Genomic DNA, 17,948 nt, shown 5'->3' with positions numbered 1-17,948 from the left:
TTACTTATTTCTACTTTTAGTGATGATCGGTTATTTAATGGAAGAAGATGCTTCCGAGGTAGTTACCCGGGATGGCTTGGTAGCCGGATCTCCTTCATTTTCTTTCTTCTGTTGCTTGGCTTTTTCGGCAGCAGCAATACGATCCAATTCCTGCACGCTCTCACCATATAGCTTTTCAGCAGTACGGATGTACTCGCTCTTGGGATACTTATCAATAAACGCCTGGTAGTACTTCACTACATCTTCGTAACGTTCTTTCTGCTTAGCGGCAAAGCTGCTCTTGGCCAGGTTATACTGGGCATCCACCCGCAGGTACGACAATTCCTCGTTGAAGTTTGAATCCGGAAAATCCTTCTGGAAGTTGCCAATTGAAATAACAGCTGACTTCAGTGAACCCAGGTTGAAATCACTGATCTTGTAGTACAGTTTGGCCTTTTCGTACGCTTTCAGCTCCAGCTTATTGCGCAGCTCCATAATGAAGCGGGTACACTCGTTGCGGAAGGGGCTTTCGGGATAGGTATTGATAAAGTCCTGCATGGCCGAAATCGCCGTCATGGTACTGGTCTGGTCCAGGTTGTGCGGAGCCGAGTCCTTGTAGAGGGAGAAGGCATGCATGTACAGGGCCTCGTGGGCGTATTCACTACGAGCGTAGGTATCGTAGAACTTCTTAAACAGGTACTGGCTCATGTTGTAGAGCCCCTGGTGATACTGTGTGTACGCGTAGTAAAACTGCGCCATCTCCGACTCAGTACTACCTTTCAGGATCGGGATCAGCTCCTCAAACAGCAAACCTGCTTTGTAGAACTCCCCTTTCTTGTAGTACTTAACTGCCGCATCGTACTTTTCCTGGTCAGTACCTGACTTCTGCAGCTTAGCAAAAGGGCTGCATGACGTAATAAATAATACGGTGATAATCAGTAAGAAATAACCCGCAGTTGTGTTCTTTCGCATAGGGTTGCAAAGATAATAAAAAAAGCTACACCATTCTAACGAAAGGGTAGCTAAGAAAGTGCCTTGATGTAAAGTTATTGCTGATGACGAACCAGCATTTTCTTAGTAGCCACTTTTTTCCCTTCCACGGCCAATTGATAGAAGTATACACCCGTAGGTAGTTCACGGGTATTGACATTTAGTTTGGTATCGTTTTTATCCAGAGAAAACTCCGCTACTGGTGAACCTAGTACATTGTAAATGATCAGCTTAGCATCACGCACTGACGAACTAAGCGTATAGTCTATTTCAGCCGATTCGTTGGCCGGATTGGGATAGATATTCGAGACGGTGATACGATCGCTGGAGTAGAGCTTCTCTTCTACCCGCTCCTTATCCTCAAATCCGATTCCACGGCGCTCACTGCGGTCTACCTGAGCTACAATCGGTGCTGTAGTCTCTCGTACCGTAGCCGTCTGGGCCGCTGCTGGATTAGCAAACAACAGGGAACGATAGTAGTCATTCAGGGCCGTAGCCTTAGGCAGCGCAAGGGGTTTGTATTCAATGACGGCTGGTTGTCGTACCAGGGTCGGTCGGTCGAGCCCCGCCGGCTGCTTTTTATAAGCCATATCCAGACGGCTGCGAGTCGCAGTAGTCTGGGCAGTAGCAATGGCTGCGGTGAATACTATATATGCAATAAGTAGAGTTTGCTTCATGGCATTTAGTTAGGTACACGCCAGTAGATTTGCGGTCTGTACTGGTCCTTTTTACAAAAATATACATAAAAAATTGTACTATCAAAACTTATTGTGTAACAGAGGGGAATTTTTTAGAAAATTTCGTAAAAGGCTATTTCTCAGCCCTCTGTTACCTCAAGGAACAAAAAGTATGCTAAAAGGTTTTTGAGTATTTATCTCAACGATTTATAGCTCCAACTGCTCCTTTGCCCTGTTTCAACTCATTCTTACTCACGGGTTCAGCCGCCGGTGGTACCTCGGCCCAGATGGTTTGAGCCCGGGTAGGTTTCTCATTAATCCGCCAGTTAAAGCCCTCCAGCTTTCTCTTATCCGGTTGTATTTTTTGGGGAGGGATGAGTTCACCGTCCGGTCGCCCGACAAACGAAATCCGCTTGACCCGGTTGTCCAGAAACTGGATATTCATCTTACCGCATTCTACTCTATTCAAGCCAATTAGCTTTTCGTCTTCACCCACGGCGTAGTAGACACTCTGGCCGTTCCCGTCTACCAATACCTGCCTCAATTTATTTTCAGAATTGAAATATGCCTGAATCGTCCTGCCCTTGACCTGGTTATGCTGATTCAACAAAGTATCCTCCGAAATCACAAACGAATTACTTTTCAGCAGCATCCGGTTGATCTTGTTATTGACCAGATAGGCATTGATTGAGTCTGCCACCAGCTGATAGTTGTCACTCCACAATATGGGGTTCCTGAAGAACAAGATTGTGGAGTCGGATGTATTGTACACCAGCGAATCGCACTTACCCTGAAAATCAGTCTTGAACATATAGATGTTCTTGTTCCCAATCAGCCTCCGGGTACTGTCTACCTTGTTTTCGTAGGAGTACAGAGTATCCGCTCGTATAAACAGGGTATCTGCCTGCACCACACTACGAACCAGTGCCCGTCCGTATACCTTCGAAAAGCCCTCCTTTCCCCGATAAAACCCTTCTTCACCGGTCAGCAAGGTCTTGTCATTTTTTGCTAATATCTCTACGTTGCCTTTGGCAAATCCAATCTCTTTAAGGTTATCATAGAATAATGAATCACCCGTCAGCGTGTAGGACTCATTATCTACCGAAGTACGGGTATTGAATATGGCTTCCCTAGTCTCGGTGTTATAGCGCCCCTTATTGGCTACCAGCGTACCGTCTTTACTCTCTATACGCGTTTTACCCTGAAAGTGTGACCACTTGGTAATCGAATTATAAAACAGAGTATCCGTAGTAAGTGTATATTTGGGGTTTACAATCTTCACATTGCGATAGTAGGTAAACTCCTTGGTTCTGGTATTATAAAAGCCCTCTTCGCTGGTCAGGACGTTGTCTTTATCAACGGTCCGGCCTGGTGCGGGATAACTGGCAATTCCTACCGCCATATCGTACACCAGCTTTCGCGAAGTGAGCGTACTTTTCTTATCTTTCAGCATGGCTTTCCGACCACTCACAATAGCCAGTCGGGTATCGCCATAGTAGTAGAGGGTATCCCCCGTAACCGTAATGGTATCCCCCTGTACAATTTTCACGTTACCATAGGCCTCAATCAGGTTAGAGGCTACGTTATGTATGGCCAGGTTGCAATGCAGCACCGCTCCCTTGTGGCGAAAGCGGACGTTGTTGACCACCCGGCGTACCTCCACTCCTCCCTCATTCGTAATAACCAGACTATCCGATCCGGGGAGTAGCTCTACCCGCTCGGTAGGTCCACCCGCCCCTCTCGGAGGTCCTATCTGCGCCCACGTGTACGACGAAGCAAGCAGCAAACCAAAGAACACGATCAGTTTCATCGTCTGTTTGACTATATGGACTCCTGAAAGTTTAATATGGTTGCCTGTGGCGGCTATTTTTTTTGATTGCTTCATGTGGTGGAGGTTTCTGCCTACCTTTGAAAGATTGCTCATTGAACTCACAAAATTACATCATTAACCTCAGCCCGGTTTATGCTGGATGCTTTTTTAACGTTTATTAACGCTCATAAGATTCCACTGCCTCAGGACCGGACACTATTAACTGTAAGCGGAGGGATCGATTCGGTCGTAATGGTAGACTTATTTTCGAAAGCAGGGCTTCACTTGGGCATAGCACACTGCAACTTCGGACTGAGAGGAGAAGAATCCGAAGTCGATGAGCTATTTGTTAAAGAGCTGGCGGAACAGTACGGGGTCCCCTTCTATACCAAACGATTTGATACCGCAGCCTATGCCCGAGACAGGGACGTTTCTACCCAAATGGCCGCCCGTGACCTGCGCTACGCCTGGTTTGAGGAAGTACGCCGGCAGGAGGGCTACGACTACATAGCCACCGCCCACCATAGCAACGATGCCATCGAAACGGTACTACTCAACCTGGTACGGGGCACCGGACTGGCCGGACTTAGAGGCATCACCTTCCGCAACGGCGCCTTGATCCGTCCTCTGCTTTTCGCATCACGGGAGCAAATAGAGCAGTATGCGGCCATCCATAGCCTGCGCTGGCGCGAAGACAGCTCCAACCAGAGTACCTACTACCGCCGTAATTTGCTGCGGCATCAGGTAGTACCAGTACTCAGGCAAATCAATCCATCGCTTGAAGATACCTTTCAGCTCACAGCCGAGCGGCTTCGGGCGGCGGAGGCGCTCCTGGCGGCACACATGAAAGAATGGCAGCAGCAGGCGGTCCGTACCGAAGGAGCTGTGCTGCGGATATCCATTGCCTCTCTACTGCAGGCTACCGAACCCGTGTACCGGCTGGCCGAGTTGCTGCAACCCCATGGATTTACATATCAGCAGGCGCAGCAAATCGTAAATACGCTGGAAGGACTAGCCGGTAAACTATTTCAGTCCCCTACCCACACGCTGGTGAAGGACCGGACCGAGCTGCTGCTGATGCCTACACCCCTCCCCTCGGAGGAAGTACTTATTGAGGAGTCCAGTACGATGGTACAGTTTGGCCCGACTCTATTTAGCATTGAGCGGCTGGCCCGTCCGTCACAGTTCCAGATAGCCACCAACCCCCATACCGCCACCTTCGACTCCGATAAGCTCAAGTACCCCCTGCGTCTACGCTCCTGGCGCCAGGGCGACTGGTTTTGTCCGCTGGGAATGGGGGGTAAGAAAAAGAAAGTGAGCGATCTGCTGGTAAACCTGAAAATCCCCCGCACCCTGAAAGAAACCATTCCGGTACTGGTTGATAGTCAGGACCAGATCGTATGGGTAGCGGGTCTCAGGCCTGACCATCGTTTTCGGATTACTGATCAGACGACCCATCTTACTCTAATGACTATGACACAGGGACATTTCCCACCGGCCTAACCGAAAGACAGTAAGGCTATTACCCTGTTCTCTCCCATAGTACTTTTATTATTAGGTCGCTATGACATTTCTGCATCCGATGTATTGCAGCCCTTACCTTAATCTGCTAATTTTCCAGTCCGAAAAGATAAAAACAGGCATCATATTTGCTTCAAACCGTACCCAAGGATAATGCTATTACCCTCACTTTGCCTAACACACATGAAAGAAATCTACCGACATACATTACTACTGCTGGCCGCCCTGCTGCTTACGTTCGGGGCTATGGCACAAAGTGCCCGTTTGCGAACTGCCAACAAGCAGTTTGAGGACATGAGCTACACCAGCGCCGTGAGATTGTATGAGGAGTTTTTACGTATTGACAGAAGAAGAGATCCGGCCGAAACACGTGAAGCCCTCATCAATCTGGGCTATAGCTACCGCCGCCTGCAGGATACCCGTAACGCCGAGCGCGCTTATAGTGAGCTGGTCAACAGCTTTACGGATCTGCCGAGCGAAGTATACCTCTACTACGCGCAGTCGCTGGCCTCTAACCGCAAGTACCGCGAATCCCAAAAAATGTACGCTAAGTACGGTGAAAAGCAGAAAGAAGACCTGCGCGGGCGACGCTTCACGGTATCTTACATGGATATGAACCGCTTCTACCAGGACTCGTCATCCTATAAGCTCGAGTACATACCCATCAATTCCAACCAGGCTGATTTCAGTCCGATGTACTATCAGAAGGGTCTGGTGTTTGTATCGGCCCGGAACGAGGGTGGCCCGGTGAAGCGGGTATTCAGCTACAACCAGACGCCCTTCCTGGACCTGTACTTCCACCCCGACACTACTGAACTGCGAGGTACCTTTGAGTCCACCACGGCTTCGTCACTGGGAGGATCTGCCATTAACAATTCGTCGAAAAGCACCCCCGGTACCGAGAAGCCACTCAGTAAAACGGAGGAATTCAGCCGGACCCTCAATACCAAGTACCACGAAGGTCCGATGACTTTCTTTAAGGATCAGAAGCGGATGATCTTCACCCGCAACAACGATGACCGGGGCAAGTCAGGAAAGAGCGATCAGGGCATCCGTAAGCTAATGCTGTACTACGCTGAGCAGAACAGTAGTAACAAGTGGGGCAATGTTAAAGAATTGCCCTTTAATAACAAGGAGTACTCGTGCGGACACCCGGCCCTCTCACCGGATGACTCCAGGCTATACTTTGTTTCGGATATGCCCGGAGGCTACGGAGGTACCGACCTGTACGTAGTAGACTACAACAACGGGCAGTGGGGTACTCCGGTCAACCTGGGCCGCGAAATCAACACCGAGGGCAATGAGATGTTCCCTTACGTAGACGCCAACGGAATCCTGTACTTCTCGTCGGACGGTCACGAGGGGTTGGGTGGTCTGGATGTTTTCATGGTGGAGCTGAAGGATGACATACCTGTCAGAAACGTCCAGAACCTGGGAGCCCCTATCAACTCCGAACGCGATGACTTTGGCTTCATTACCGATGCCAATCGTACCTCGGGCTATCTGAGCTCCAACCGGAAGCGCGGATCCTCTGATGATAACATTTACAGTTTCCGCCGGGTGTGCAAGCAGCTCAACATCTACGTATACGATGCCAAAACCAAAGAACCGCTGGAAGCAGCCGACGTACGAATGATGAAGAATGGCGTGAACCAGGTACTTCAGCAGACCGGCATGGACGGCAGTATCCGCCTGTGCCTTGATGTAGCTACCGAATACGAATTTAAGGCCATCAAAGAGGGCTATGCGGCTAACAGCATCCGTTTTTCATCGCAGACCCAGTCTTCGCAGCCTACCATGGGACTATCCATTTACCTGGACCGTAGCGAAAACACCATCGTAAAAGGGGTAATCAGGAAGGAAGTAAACCAGCAGCCGGCCGAAGGGGTGAAGGTTACCCTGCGCAACGAGAAGAGCAAAACCGAAGAAACCGTTACGACCGGCCCGGATGGTAGCTACGAGTTTGATATGGATCCTAACTCTAAGTATACCATCGTAGCGGAGAAAGATCGCTACGCTACGGATCAAAACCAGCTTAAGACCAAAAAGCGCGGAGCCGTAGTGGAGAATAACATAGGTATTTACGGTGAAGGAGATGTGTTCAGGCTGGATAACATCTACTACGACCTTAACAAATTCAACATCCGGTCTGACGCTGCCAAGGAACTGGATCGTGTTGTAGGACTTATGAAGAAGTACCCGAATATGAACATCGAGATTCGCTCCCACACCGATAGCCGCGCTAATGCCGACTACAACCAGATGCTTTCGGAGCGCCGGGCACGGGCAGCCTTTGCCTACATGCAGAGAAAGGGTATCGAACCCAGTCGAATGGTGGCCAAAGGATACGGTGAAAGTGAACTCCTGAACGATTGTGCGGATGGCAAAGATTGCGCCGACGCCGACCACCAGCTCAACCGCCGTACCGAGTTCAAAATATTATCAGTTAAGTAAACAAGTAAAAAGTGCCTATATCACAAAAAAGCCTCCGTCACTTGACAGAGGCTTTTTTTTAGCCAGTTGTACCAGCTCAATCATATCAGGACCAGCGACGTGTAGCCAGTACCCCTATTGTAAAAGCCAGCGAAGCGAGTGCCCCGTATACAACGGCCTTATGCGTGGCAGCCCATACCTGCGGACTGAAGTCCCACGCCTGGGCGTCGAAACTGCCGTGGGCTCCGTAGTCGCCGGATAGGGGTTCGTACAGGTTATCCTTGCGGGTAGGATCTTTGGGTTCGTCGGTCTGCTGCCCGTCGTATCCTATTTTGCCCAGGTACTTATCCAGCAGCCCCGGTATAAACTTATTACCCAGGATGGCCTGCACTGTAGGGTAGCCCACGTACAACTCCCGCTGCGGATGCTTAGCTACGTGTACTATGGCACGGGCGGCTACTTCGGGCTGGTAGATGGTACCCATCGGACGGGGCTTGTTGGGCAGGTGGCTTTTTACAAACTCAAACTGTGTGGTATTCATAGCCGGTAGCTGTACCATGCACAGGTCAATGTTGCTGTTGTCGTGGTAAAGCTCTGACCTGAGCGAATCGAAAAAGCCCTGTATCCCGTGCTTGGCTCCGCAGTAGGCCGACTGCAGCGGAATACCCCGGTACGCCAGCGCCGACCCCACCAGGATAATGGTACCTGCATTGCGGGGCAGCATTCGTTTCAGCGCTGACTGCGTACCATATACCTGACCCAGGTAGGTAACTTCCGTTACGCGTTTAAAATCCTTCACATCCAACTCCTTGAACGGCCCAAACACGCTGATCATGGCGTTATTGACCCAGATATCAATGGGTCCCAGCTCTCTTTCGATCTGTTCGGCAGCCGCCTCTACCTGATCAGGATCGGCTACATCTGTGGGAATGGCCAGCGCTTTTCCTCCGTATTCTTCTACCTCTTTTTTTGCTCCTTCCAACCCATCCTTCCCCCGGGCCAGCAGCCCCACATGGGCGCCATTCCTGGCAAACTCACGGACTATGGCCCGACCCAATCCGGCCGAAGCACCGGTTACGACAACTACCTTCCCTTTAAAATCGCCTGTATCTTTCATTGTTTGTAAAGATTAGTTTTGAAATGTTTAGAGTTGTACTGCTTCCACAAGAGACGCTTTCACTAGTCCCCTTTCATAATAGCGTCGTATACCAGTCCGGTAGCAACGGCATCTACGGTATGAAGAATCACATCATTAGATAGATATCTACTACATCTTACCAAAATATCCTGCCACCACCACGGCGCTCCTCTATTTTAACCATCTGACAACCAACGTATACACATAAATATGCAAAAGAATGGCAGCCTGTACCATTCTTCCGCATAGGGCTATATCTAGTGCTATCGCATGATTTTTAGCCGGGCAGGTACTCCTTCAGCATATCTTTGAGCGACTGCCTGATGATTCCTGACTCCTCCGGATCCCCCTTCGCCAGTGCCATTGAAAAATTCTTGATATGCTTCATGCTGAGGTGGGGTGGAATGATGGGAACATTCGGATCCGTCACCACATCCAACACCGCCGGGCGATCCGCCGCCAGTACCTGGTCCCAGGCATCTCCGATCTTGGCGGGGTCTTCGACCCGGATTCCCTTCAGGCCCAGCATCTCAGCATATTGGGCATAGTTAAAGTCCGGTATATCCTGCGAAGCTTCAAACTTGGGGTCACCGCTCAGGAGTCGCTGCTCCCAGGTGACCATATTCAGATCACGGTTATTCACTACCAGTATTACCAGACGTGGGTCGCTCCACTGCCGCCAGTACTTGGCAATGGTGATGAGCCCGTTGATCCCCAGCATCTGCATGGCACCGTCCCCCACCATGGCTATGGACACCCGATCGGGATAGGCAAATTTGGCGGCAATCGCATACGGTACACCCGGACACATGGTAGCCAGATTGCCCGAGAGCGAAGCCATCATCCCCTCCCTGATCTTGATAAACCGGGCATACCAGACCGTAGCGCTCCCCGAGTCAGTGGTCAGTATACAGCGATCCGGCAGGCGGGACGAAAGCTCCCAGAACACCCGTTGCGGGTTGATGGGGTCAGCGTCATTCATGGCCTTGGCCTCAACGGCCTTCCACCAGTCCCGGATGGTACCCTCCACCCGCTCACGCCAGCTACGGTCTTCCTTGCGGTTGATCAGCGGGATCAGCGCCCGTAGCGTATCCCTGCTATCACCAATCAGATTGAGTTCCATGGGGTAGCGCAGGCTCAGCATCCGTTCGTCTATGTCGATCTGTACCCCTCGGGCCTGCCCTACCTTCGGCAGAAACTCCGTATAGGGAAAGCTACTACCTATCATCAGCAGGGTATCACACTCGGTCATCAGGTCCCAGGACGCATTGGTCCCCAGGAATCCAATGGAACCCGTCACGTAGGGCAGTTCGTCCGAAAGGGCCGCTTTCCCCAGCAAGGCTTTGGCCACCCCGGCTCCCAGCAGCTCGGCTATTTCTTTTACTTCTTCGGTAGCGTTGAGTGCTCCGGCTCCCACCAGGATAGCTACTTTCTTCCCTTCATTCAGAATGGCCGCGGCTTTTTCCAGTTCAGTCGGGGGAGGTACTACGTGCAGCCTGGCATGACCCGCCCCCGAATGGGTCGACCCATGCTCCCGGGGTGGCTCCTCCACGTCGTCCAGTTCCTGTACATCGTTAGGGATAATGACACAGGTAACTGATCGCTTGGCCTTGGCGATGCGGATGGCCCGGTCGATGACGTGCTTGGCCTGGGCAGGATCTATGATCATATGTACGTACTCATGCGCCACATCCTTAAAAAGCGATATCAGGTCTATCTCCTGGTGATAATCGCTCCCCAGCGAGGCCCGGGCCTGCTGCCCCACGATAGCCACCACCGGCTGGTGATCCATCTTGGCATCATAGAGGCCATTGAGCAGGTGTACCGCCCCCGGACCTGAGGTAGCCATACACACCCCTACTTCGCCCGTAAATTTGGCGTGGGCGCAAGCCATAAAACTGGCCATCTCCTCGTGCCGTACCTGAATAAACTCCATCTGGTCACTGGCCCGGTTCAACGCCCCCAACAGGCCGTTGATACCATCACCCGGAAAACCAAATATGCGGGTGATCCCCCACTCGCCCATTCTGCTGATTACAAAATCGCCAACCTGCTTGCTCATGATCTATGATTTAAGTTATGTGAATATTGAATAGGTATATGACACTACTTCAAACCAATTACTAACCGATCCCCCGTCAGATAGCGGAGCTTATAATCAATGGCATAAGAATGCAGTGGAGGAATAAAACATTATACCACCGGTTCGGAGGCCGAAGCAGGCAAAAGAATAGACAGGTACTACCCAAAAAATCTATTCTTATATTAAATTCGGGATGGGAACACCCATGAATAAGCTATGAAGTACCCTGCTGGCACAGGAGGCTATCAGCCAACGGTAAGGAGGGGGAAAACTGTGGTTTTGGATAGAAAACCTAATGGATGTAACTTGAACTCCATTTGGTAATGCTCATCTATATGTTCAGAATATTTCTCAGCCTGCTTTTCCTGAGTGTCACGGTAGCTGCCTTTGGGCAATACGAAACCCGTTTTGAAAAGAGCCGCGGTACCCAGACTCCTACCTACGAAGAAGCCATGGCCTACTACCAGAGGTTAGCCAAAGCTTTTCCCCAGATCCGTATCAGCGAAAAAGGCCCGACCGACAGCGGCAAGCCCCTTCACCTGGTACTCTACTCCCGGAGCCGGGTATTTGATATGGCCAGACTCAAAGCACAGGGTAAAGCCATTCTGCTTGTCAACAACGCCATCCACCCGGGCGAATCTGACGGAGTGGATGCCTCTATGATGCTCCTGCGAGATATAGCGCTGCACCCGGAGCGCTTCCCTCAGCTCGATAGCGTAGTACTTGCTATTATTCCCTTCTACAACATTGGCGGCGCCCTCAATCGCAACCGTACTACCCGCGTCAATCAGGAGGGGCCGGAGGAGTACGGCTTCCGGGGCAATGCCCGCAACTACGACCTCAACCGTGACTTCATCAAGGCCGATACCCGCAACGCCCGCAGCTTTGCCGCTATCTTTCACGAGCTGGATCCTGACCTGTTTGTGGACACGCATGTGAGCAACGGGGCCGACTACCAGTACGTAATGACGCTCGACTACACGCAGGAGGATAAACTGGGGGGTGAACTGGGGCAATTCCAGCGGCATACCTTTCTGCCTTACCTGTACCGCCACATGAAGGAAGCCGGCTACGAAGCCACTCCCTACGTCAATGCCTGGGCACAGACTCCCGATAAAGGCTTCGTGCAGTTCCCGGACTGGCCCCGCTACTCTACCGGCTACGCCGCCCTGTTCCATACCATCGGTGTCATGACCGAGACCCATATGCTCAAGCCCTACGACCAGCGGGTTAAGGCCACCTACGCCTACCTGGAAGGTACTACCCGGCTGCTGGCCCAGTACCGCCGCCAGTTACTCCGGATGCGCCGGGAAACGAAGGAAGCGGTGAAGATGCAGGAAAAGTTCGCGGTGACGTGGCAGGTCAATAAGGAGAAACCTTCTATGATTGAATTTAAAGGCTACGAGCCGGAGTACTTTCCCAGTCAGGTAAGTGGTCTGGAGCGCTTGCATTACAACCGTTCCAAACCTTTCACCAAAGCGATTCCATTCTACAACAACTATGAACCCGTAGATGTGGTGGATCGTCCCGCCGCCTATGTGATCCCACAGGGCTGGCACCAGGTGGTGGATCTGCTAAAGCTGAACCGGGTACAGATGCAGCCCCTGGCCCGCGATACCGTAATGGAGGTAGAAGTATACCACGTACAGGATATTAAAACGGCCCCTCAGCCCTACGAAGGACACTACTGGCACACCAGCGTTGACCTACGCAAAGAGAAGCAAAAGGTCGCCTTTCTTAAAGGCGACTGGTATGTACCGGTTAATCAGTGGACGAACCGGTACATCATCGAAACGCTGGAGCCCAAAGGGGTAGATTCATTCTTTAAGTGGAATTTCTTTGATACCATTCTCCAACAAAAGGAAGGATTCTCCTCTTATGTATTTGAGGATCTGGCCGCGGAGCTTCTTAAGAAGTCGCCGGAGCTGCAGAAGGCCCTGGAAGAAAAGAAGAAACAGGATGCTGACTTTGCCAAAAGTGCCGAAGCCCAATTAGAATTTGTCTACGACCATTCATCCCACCGGGAGAAGGAGTACCTCCGGTATCCGTTGTTCAGGGTACCGGTCAGGTAATCTTGATTTTGGAAGGATGAATAGAGATTGCCGAAACGTCTTTGACTGAAACAATACTGAATGTACAGATATCTCCTATTTACTCTATTCCTGCTAATGGGCTGTGGGGCTGACCAAAAAAGTAGTGGTCAGAAAGCAGGCCCTACCAGTTACTGTTACCGGACAACCTTCCCCGCCGATGCCCCGGCCGGACGCCAGGATGTGACTGAGCTAAGCTGGGAGGTAGATGAAGATGGTACTGTGAGTGGAATATATAACTGGCTACCGGCGGAAAAAGACAGCCGTAAGGGTACCTTTACGGGCAAGACAGAGTCCGAACATATTGATGGCTTTATGGTTCATGCTACGTACACCTATCAGCAGGAAGGTACCCAAACCGAAGAAAAAATTAATATTATTGTCCGGGAGAATCAGGCCATAGTACTCCCCGATGGTGAGTTTGTATGGGTAAATGGTGTAGCCTACCCCCGCGATGCAACCCTTAATGACACCCTAAAGAAGGTAGATTGTGCCGAAATACAGTCAGCAGCGGACAGACTGCCGAACGAATAAATTGAGGTTAACGTTATTATTAAGACCATTCAGGTCAATTTTCTTATTCAGGGTTCTCTTTTGGTTTAGTACCTGAGATGGCCTTACTACAACTTATACATGACATTTCAGGATTTAAATCTCATTGAGCCAATTCGTAAGGCTCTGACAACCGAAGGCTATACACAACCTACCCCCATTCAGGCACAAGCCATCCCCCTACTGCTTCAAGGTAAAGACTTACTGGGCTGCGCCCAGACCGGCACCGGCAAAACAGCCGCCTTTGCGATACCAATCTTACAGCTCCTGTACGAAAAACAAAATGCTGACAGAGGCAAAGGTCGCAAGCAGATCAGGGCGCTCATCCTGACCCCAACGCGTGAACTGGCCATCCAGATTGGTGAGAGCTTTACGGCCTATGGACGCCATACCGGCATCCGCCATACCGTTATTTTTGGAGGAGTAGGCCAAAAGCCCCAAACCGATGCTCTGACCCAGGGTGTAGATGTACTGATAGCCACACCGGGCCGCCTGCTGGACCTGATGAATCAGGGCTTTGTCCATCTGAAAGGGCTGGAGATGTTTGTACTCGACGAAGCGGACCGCATGCTGGACATGGGCTTTGTGCACGATGTAAAGAAAGTTATCGCGGTACTCCCTTCCAAAAGGCAGTCGCTCTTTTTCTCGGCTACTATGCCTCCGGCCATTACCAAGTTGGCTGACTCTATTCTGACCAAGCCCGCCAAGGTAGAGGTGACTCCGGTATCCTCCACCGCCGATACCATCAATCAGAGTATCTACTACGTGAACAAGACGGATAAAAATGCCCTGCTTCTTCATGTACTTAAAGATAAAACTATCGAAACGGCTCTGGTATTTACCCGTACCAAGTTTGGTGCGGATAAGGTAGTTAAAGTACTTAAGAAGGCAGGAATCACGGCCGAAGCCATTCACGGCAATAAATCACAGAATGCCCGCCAGAACGCTCTGGCTAATTTTAAGAGCCGGAAGACCCGCATCCTGGTAGCTACTGATATCGCCGCACGTGGTATTGATGTGGATGAGCTGACGCACGTAATTAACTTCGAAATCCCGAACATACCCGAGACCTACGTACACCGCATAGGGCGTACGGGGCGCGCCGGTGCCAGTGGCATAGCGTTTTCGTTCGTAGATGCGGAGGAAAAGGCCTACCTAAAGGACATTCAGAAACTGATCGGAAAGCAGTTGCCGGTGGTGAAAGAACACCCCTATGCAACAAAGGCGTAATTGACTGGAATAACTGATACAACCCATCATGCCACGTAAAAACTACGTAGATGTTTCGCGCGCAGAAATGGAGGAGCTACGGGATCAGCCTGGTACACTCATAGTGGATGTACGGGAGCCGTGGGAGTTTGAAGAGTTTAATATAGGAGGAGTAAATATTCCCCTGGCTTCTATCCGGGAGAAGCGCCCGGAACTGGAGCCTTACGATACGATTATCGTCATCTGCACCAACGGAGCCCGCAGCAAAGTAGCGGCAATGGACTACTGCCGGGTACCCGAGTGGCCCGACAAAAAGGTGTTCCACCTGAAGGGTGGGATTCTGGAAGCAGAATAATAAACAAAAAGCAGAAAGGCGGATATAGGACCTGAAGAGTAAGTCCTATATCCGCCTCTTCATTTATATATCTATGGTACCTTCAAATACCCGTACGGCCGGACCCACCAGATAAATATCATTGTACTGATCAGCAGCGGTCTGGTTGTAGGTGACCTGCAGGGTACCGCCCAGCGTCTCGATCGTGACCGGGCCTTCCCACCCGTGCTGCACGTGCGCTGACAAGGCGCAGGCCGTCACTCCGGTTCCGCAGGAATAGGTTTCGTCCTCAACGCCCCGCTCATAGGTACGTACCTTTAGGTGGTTTTCATTGAGTACTTCTACGAAGTTTACATTGGTACCTCCCTTAGGGCCATACTCATCGCCGTACCTGATGGCACGCCCGATGCCTACTACATCCGTTTCGTCGACATTATCTACGTACGTGACATAGTGGGGCGAACCGGTATTCATAAAATGGTAGTCCTCCCGGCGGTCTACACCGCTCACGTTACACATTTTCAGGCTGATGATCGTAGGGGTAGCCGTCGCTTTGTGCGGACCATCTACCGCTATAAACGTAGTAGTATCTTCAAACAGTCCCAGGTCATTAGCGAAGCGTACGGTACAGCGACCGCCATTTCCGCACATGCTTCCTTCGCGGCCGTCGGCATTATAGTACACCATCCGGAAGTCGTAGTCTGGTTCCTGACGAAGCAGGATCAGGCCATCCGCCCCGATCCCAAAGCGACGGTGACACAGGCGCTCAATCTCTTCCTGCGTAGCATGAAAGGTACGTTCACGATCATCAATCATGATGAAGTCGTTGCCGGTACCCTGGTATTTATAGAAGTGTATTCTCATTGTAAGTTAAGGTATTGAAGTAGATGATACCGCCCCTGTTTTGTTAGGTTAGCTGATATACAACAAAGCCCTGCCAGGAAAGAGTCCTGCAGGGCTTCGTTTTTAGATGTAAAGGCAGTGGCTTACTTAGTAGCTTTAAGCTCTTTGATACGCGCTGCTTTACCCTGACGACCACGCAGGAAGAACAGACGAGCACGACGTACCTTACCACGACGCAGCAATTCAATCTTAGCAATGCTGGGGGACAGAATAGGGAAAATACGCTCTACACCTATTCCGTTAGAAACTTTACGTACAGTGAAGGTTTCGCCTACATCGTTCATGTTACGACGCTGGATCACAGTACCCTGGAACTGCTGAACGCGCTCCTTGTTACCTTCTTTGATTTTAACGTGTACGTTAATTGTGTCGCCCGCCTTAAATTCGGGATACTCCTGCTTACGATTCTCGATCGTAGATTCAACGAGTTTAATAAGTTCGCTCATGACGAATTTTGTAAAAATAGATTGGTTTGAAATAGGTCTGCTTCCAGCGGACGGGGTGGCGCCCCTTCATTCAAAACAGCCTTCGCGAAAACGAGCGCAAATATAGCTCTTCTTTTTTGCTTATAAAAGGCTCTCCCTATTTTTATCACCTTTGATTCTGTAATAAATGAGTCACAGCCAACTGCTATACGGCTGGCAAGTACTTTTGAAGCACTACTACCTTTTTTGATCAAACACACTACCTATGAAAATCTTCACCGTACCGCAAATCCGCGCTCTTGATGCCTACACCATCCAACATGAACCGATATCATCTCTGGATCTGATGGAGCGCGCCTCACAGGCCTTTGTCGACTGGTTTTGTGCACGCTTTAACTCCCGGCAGCCCGTACTAGTCTTCTGCGGCATGGGAAACAACGGAGGAGACGGGCTGGCCATAGCCCGGCTTCTAAGTGAACGAGCCTATGCAGTACAGGTATACGTAGTAGAGCACGCAAAGCAGGGTTCAGAAGATTTTCAGGCAAATCTTGACCGATTGCCCGCCTCTATAACCCGCCAAACTATCATAGAGCCGGGCGACATTCCCTCCCTGCCTGTCGATTCGCTTGTCATAGATGCCCTACTGGGTTCAGGGCTTACCCGATCTCTTAGCGGCCTGGTAGCAGAGGTAGTCAAAGCCATAAATCAAAGCCAGGCAACGATCCTATCCGTAGACATAGCCACTGGTCTGTACGCCGATCAGGCCAATCAGAAGGATGACACCATCATTCAGCCCGAATACACGGTTACCTTCCAACTACCCAAACTGGCCTTCATGATGCCCCGGAATGAGGTGTACGTAGGCGAATGGGTAGCGGTAGATATAGGCTTGTCGCGGGAGTTTATAGAGCAGGAGCCTACCCCCTACGCCTACACCGACGAAGCAGCCGCTCAGAGTCTCATCATGCCCAGAGGAAAGTTTTCGCACAAAGGTACCTTTGGTCATGCCTTATTGATAGCTGGTAGCTTTGGCAAAATGGGCGCGGCTCTGCTGTGCGGCAGGGCCTGCCTGAGGTCAGGCATAGGGTTACTGACCATGCACATCCCCCGTTGCGGCTATACGGTTATCCAGACGGCGGTCCCCGAAGCCATGGCCCTTGTTGACTTGCACGAGCAGTATATTACTACCCTACCCTCCCTGCAATCCTACGATGCCATTGGCATGGGACCGGGCATTGGTAAAGACCCACAAACGCTACAAGCCCTCAAAGAACTGATCACGCGTAGTAATATTCCTCTGGTACTGGATGCTGATGCACTCAACCTGTTAGCGGAGAACCCGGACCTGCTGGAGCAGTTGCCCGAAAATACCATCCTCACTCCTCACCCCCGGGAGTTTCAGCGACTGACGGGTGAAAGCCCGGATGAGTTCCAGCGCCTACAGACAGCACGCGACTTCTGCGCCCGGTACAATGTAATCGTATGTCTGAAAGGGGCTCATACGGCAGTAGTCCTACCCGATGGACAGGTCTACTTCAACTCAACCGGAAACGCGGGGATGGCGACGGGAGGAACCGGCGACGTACTGACTGGGATTATTACCAGCCTGGTAGCTCAGGGGTACATACCGGCTCAAGCTGCTCAACTTGGTGTGTACCAGCACGGTGCGGCCGGCGACAAGGCAGCCCGTAGCAGAACAAAAGTGGGGATGATTGCTTCTGATATTGTGGAAAATTTGGGATGGTAGCAAAAGGCCAAGGAAATTAATTCCACATTTTGAGTAATGCGGGAGAAAGGGTCTGCG

Annotated in this window: 14 protein-coding genes; 7 read left to right on the top strand and 7 right to left on the bottom strand. The window is 50.9% G+C overall.

Features of this window, described 5'->3' with window-relative positions:
• Positions 1-30: 30 nt before the first annotated feature.
• The 3 genes from JTN23_RS09845 to JTN23_RS09835 form a co-directional block, all read right to left on the bottom strand.
• Entirely contained in the window at positions 31-951 is a 921-nt protein-coding gene (locus tag JTN23_RS09845; protein ID WP_247234399.1) for an outer membrane protein assembly factor BamD, read from the bottom strand.
• Positions 952-1,025: 74 nt separating this feature from the next.
• Positions 1,026-1,646, bottom strand: coding sequence for a T9SS type A sorting domain-containing protein (locus JTN23_RS09840; protein ID WP_247234397.1), 621 nt, complete (start codon positions 1,644-1,646; stop codon positions 1,026-1,028).
• 199 nt (positions 1,647-1,845) lie between these two features.
• Entirely contained in the window at positions 1,846-3,531 is a 1,686-nt protein-coding gene (locus JTN23_RS09835; protein ID WP_247234395.1) for an OstA-like protein, read from the bottom strand.
• Between the two features lie 78 nt (positions 3,532-3,609).
• Here JTN23_RS09835 and tilS point away from each other — a divergent pair, with 78 nt between their 5' ends.
• Together tilS and JTN23_RS09825 are read left to right on the top strand one after the other, a co-directional pair.
• A complete protein-coding gene (gene tilS / locus JTN23_RS09830) occupies positions 3,610-4,959 on the top strand; it encodes a tRNA lysidine(34) synthetase TilS (RefSeq protein ID WP_247234392.1) in 1,350 nt (449 codons plus the stop codon).
• Positions 4,960-5,160: 201 nt separating this feature from the next.
• Positions 5,161-7,431, top strand: a complete 2,271-nt coding sequence (locus tag JTN23_RS09825; RefSeq protein ID WP_247234390.1) for an OmpA family protein — start codon at positions 5,161-5,163, stop codon at positions 7,429-7,431.
• 85 nt (positions 7,432-7,516) lie between these two features.
• Here the strand turns inward: JTN23_RS09825 and JTN23_RS09820 are convergent, their stop codons facing one another.
• On the bottom strand, positions 7,517-8,527 hold the full coding sequence (locus tag JTN23_RS09820; protein WP_247234388.1) for an SDR family oxidoreductase: 1,011 nt from the start codon (positions 8,525-8,527) through the stop codon (positions 7,517-7,519).
• 298 nt (positions 8,528-8,825) lie between these two features.
• Positions 8,826-10,610, bottom strand: a complete 1,785-nt coding sequence (locus tag JTN23_RS09815; protein WP_247234386.1) for a thiamine pyrophosphate-requiring protein — start codon at positions 10,608-10,610, stop codon at positions 8,826-8,828.
• A 356-nt stretch (positions 10,611-10,966) separates the two neighbouring features.
• Here JTN23_RS09815 and JTN23_RS09810 point away from each other — a divergent pair, with 356 nt between their 5' ends.
• The 4 genes from JTN23_RS09810 to JTN23_RS09795 all read left to right on the top strand — a co-directional run bounded on the left by JTN23_RS09810 (position 10,967) and on the right by JTN23_RS09795 (position 14,837).
• Positions 10,967-12,703: a M14 family metallopeptidase gene (locus JTN23_RS09810; RefSeq protein ID WP_247234384.1), complete on the top strand. Its 1,737-nt coding sequence runs from the start codon at positions 10,967-10,969 to the stop codon at positions 12,701-12,703.
• A gap of 60 nt (positions 12,704-12,763) precedes the next feature.
• Positions 12,764-13,255: a hypothetical protein gene (locus tag JTN23_RS09805; protein WP_247234382.1), complete on the top strand. Its 492-nt coding sequence runs from the start codon at positions 12,764-12,766 to the stop codon at positions 13,253-13,255.
• 99 nt (positions 13,256-13,354) lie between these two features.
• The gene (locus JTN23_RS09800) at positions 13,355-14,503 is read left to right on the top strand and encodes a DEAD/DEAH box helicase (protein WP_310586713.1); all 1,149 of its coding nucleotides are present in this window, start codon (positions 13,355-13,357) and stop codon (positions 14,501-14,503) included.
• A gap of 28 nt (positions 14,504-14,531) precedes the next feature.
• Positions 14,532-14,837, top strand: coding sequence for a rhodanese-like domain-containing protein (locus JTN23_RS09795; protein WP_247234380.1), 306 nt, complete (start codon positions 14,532-14,534; stop codon positions 14,835-14,837).
• Positions 14,838-14,900: 63 nt separating this feature from the next.
• On the opposite strand, the gene dapF is transcribed toward JTN23_RS09795, so the two are convergent.
• Together dapF and rplS are read right to left on the bottom strand one after the other, a co-directional pair.
• A complete protein-coding gene (gene dapF, locus JTN23_RS09790) occupies positions 14,901-15,680 on the bottom strand; it encodes a diaminopimelate epimerase (RefSeq protein WP_247234379.1) in 780 nt (259 codons plus the stop codon).
• Positions 15,681-15,802: 122 nt separating this feature from the next.
• Entirely contained in the window at positions 15,803-16,165 is a 363-nt protein-coding gene (gene rplS / locus JTN23_RS09785; RefSeq protein ID WP_247234378.1) for a 50S ribosomal protein L19, read from the bottom strand.
• Between the two features lie 244 nt (positions 16,166-16,409).
• On the opposite strand from rplS, the gene JTN23_RS09780 reads away from it, so the two are divergent.
• Positions 16,410-17,891: an NAD(P)H-hydrate dehydratase gene (locus tag JTN23_RS09780; RefSeq protein ID WP_247234376.1), complete on the top strand. Its 1,482-nt coding sequence runs from the start codon at positions 16,410-16,412 to the stop codon at positions 17,889-17,891.
• Positions 17,892-17,948: the final 57 nt, after the last annotated feature.

Origin of the sequence: Telluribacter roseus (assembly GCF_017355915.2) — a bacterium.
GTDB lineage: Bacteria > Bacteroidota > Bacteroidia > Cytophagales > Spirosomataceae > Telluribacter.
Note: the sequence above shows the minus strand (reverse complement) of the source record. Positions and strands in the feature narration are given on the sequence as shown.

What these genes read in the sequence shown, in the direction of transcription:
- JTN23_RS09845 (WP_247234399.1), bottom strand. Translation starts at nt 951, where the DNA reads ATGCGAAAGAACACAACTGCGGGTTATTTCTTACTGATTATCACCGTA.
- JTN23_RS09840 (WP_247234397.1), bottom strand. Translation starts at nt 1,646, where the DNA reads ATGAAGCAAACTCTACTTATTGCATATATAGTATTCACCGCAGCCATT.
- JTN23_RS09835 (WP_247234395.1), bottom strand. Translation starts at nt 3,531, where the DNA reads ATGAAGCAATCAAAAAAAATAGCCGCCACAGGCAACCATATTAAACTT.
- tilS (WP_247234392.1), top strand. Translation starts at nt 3,610, where the DNA reads ATGCTGGATGCTTTTTTAACGTTTATTAACGCTCATAAGATTCCACTG.
- JTN23_RS09825 (WP_247234390.1), top strand. Translation starts at nt 5,161, where the DNA reads ATGAAAGAAATCTACCGACATACATTACTACTGCTGGCCGCCCTGCTG.
- JTN23_RS09820 (WP_247234388.1), bottom strand. Translation starts at nt 8,527, where the DNA reads ATGAAAGATACAGGCGATTTTAAAGGGAAGGTAGTTGTCGTAACCGGT.
- JTN23_RS09815 (WP_247234386.1), bottom strand. Translation starts at nt 10,610, where the DNA reads ATGAGCAAGCAGGTTGGCGATTTTGTAATCAGCAGAATGGGCGAGTGG.
- JTN23_RS09810 (WP_247234384.1), top strand. Translation starts at nt 10,967, where the DNA reads ATGTTCAGAATATTTCTCAGCCTGCTTTTCCTGAGTGTCACGGTAGCT.
- JTN23_RS09805 (WP_247234382.1), top strand. Translation starts at nt 12,764, where the DNA reads ATGTACAGATATCTCCTATTTACTCTATTCCTGCTAATGGGCTGTGGG.
- JTN23_RS09800 (WP_310586713.1), top strand. Translation starts at nt 13,355, where the DNA reads ATGACATTTCAGGATTTAAATCTCATTGAGCCAATTCGTAAGGCTCTG.
- JTN23_RS09795 (WP_247234380.1), top strand. Translation starts at nt 14,532, where the DNA reads ATGCCACGTAAAAACTACGTAGATGTTTCGCGCGCAGAAATGGAGGAG.
- dapF (WP_247234379.1), bottom strand. Translation starts at nt 15,680, where the DNA reads ATGAGAATACACTTCTATAAATACCAGGGTACCGGCAACGACTTCATC.
- rplS (WP_247234378.1), bottom strand. Translation starts at nt 16,165, where the DNA reads ATGAGCGAACTTATTAAACTCGTTGAATCTACGATCGAGAATCGTAAG.
- JTN23_RS09780 (WP_247234376.1), top strand. Translation starts at nt 16,410, where the DNA reads ATGAAAATCTTCACCGTACCGCAAATCCGCGCTCTTGATGCCTACACC.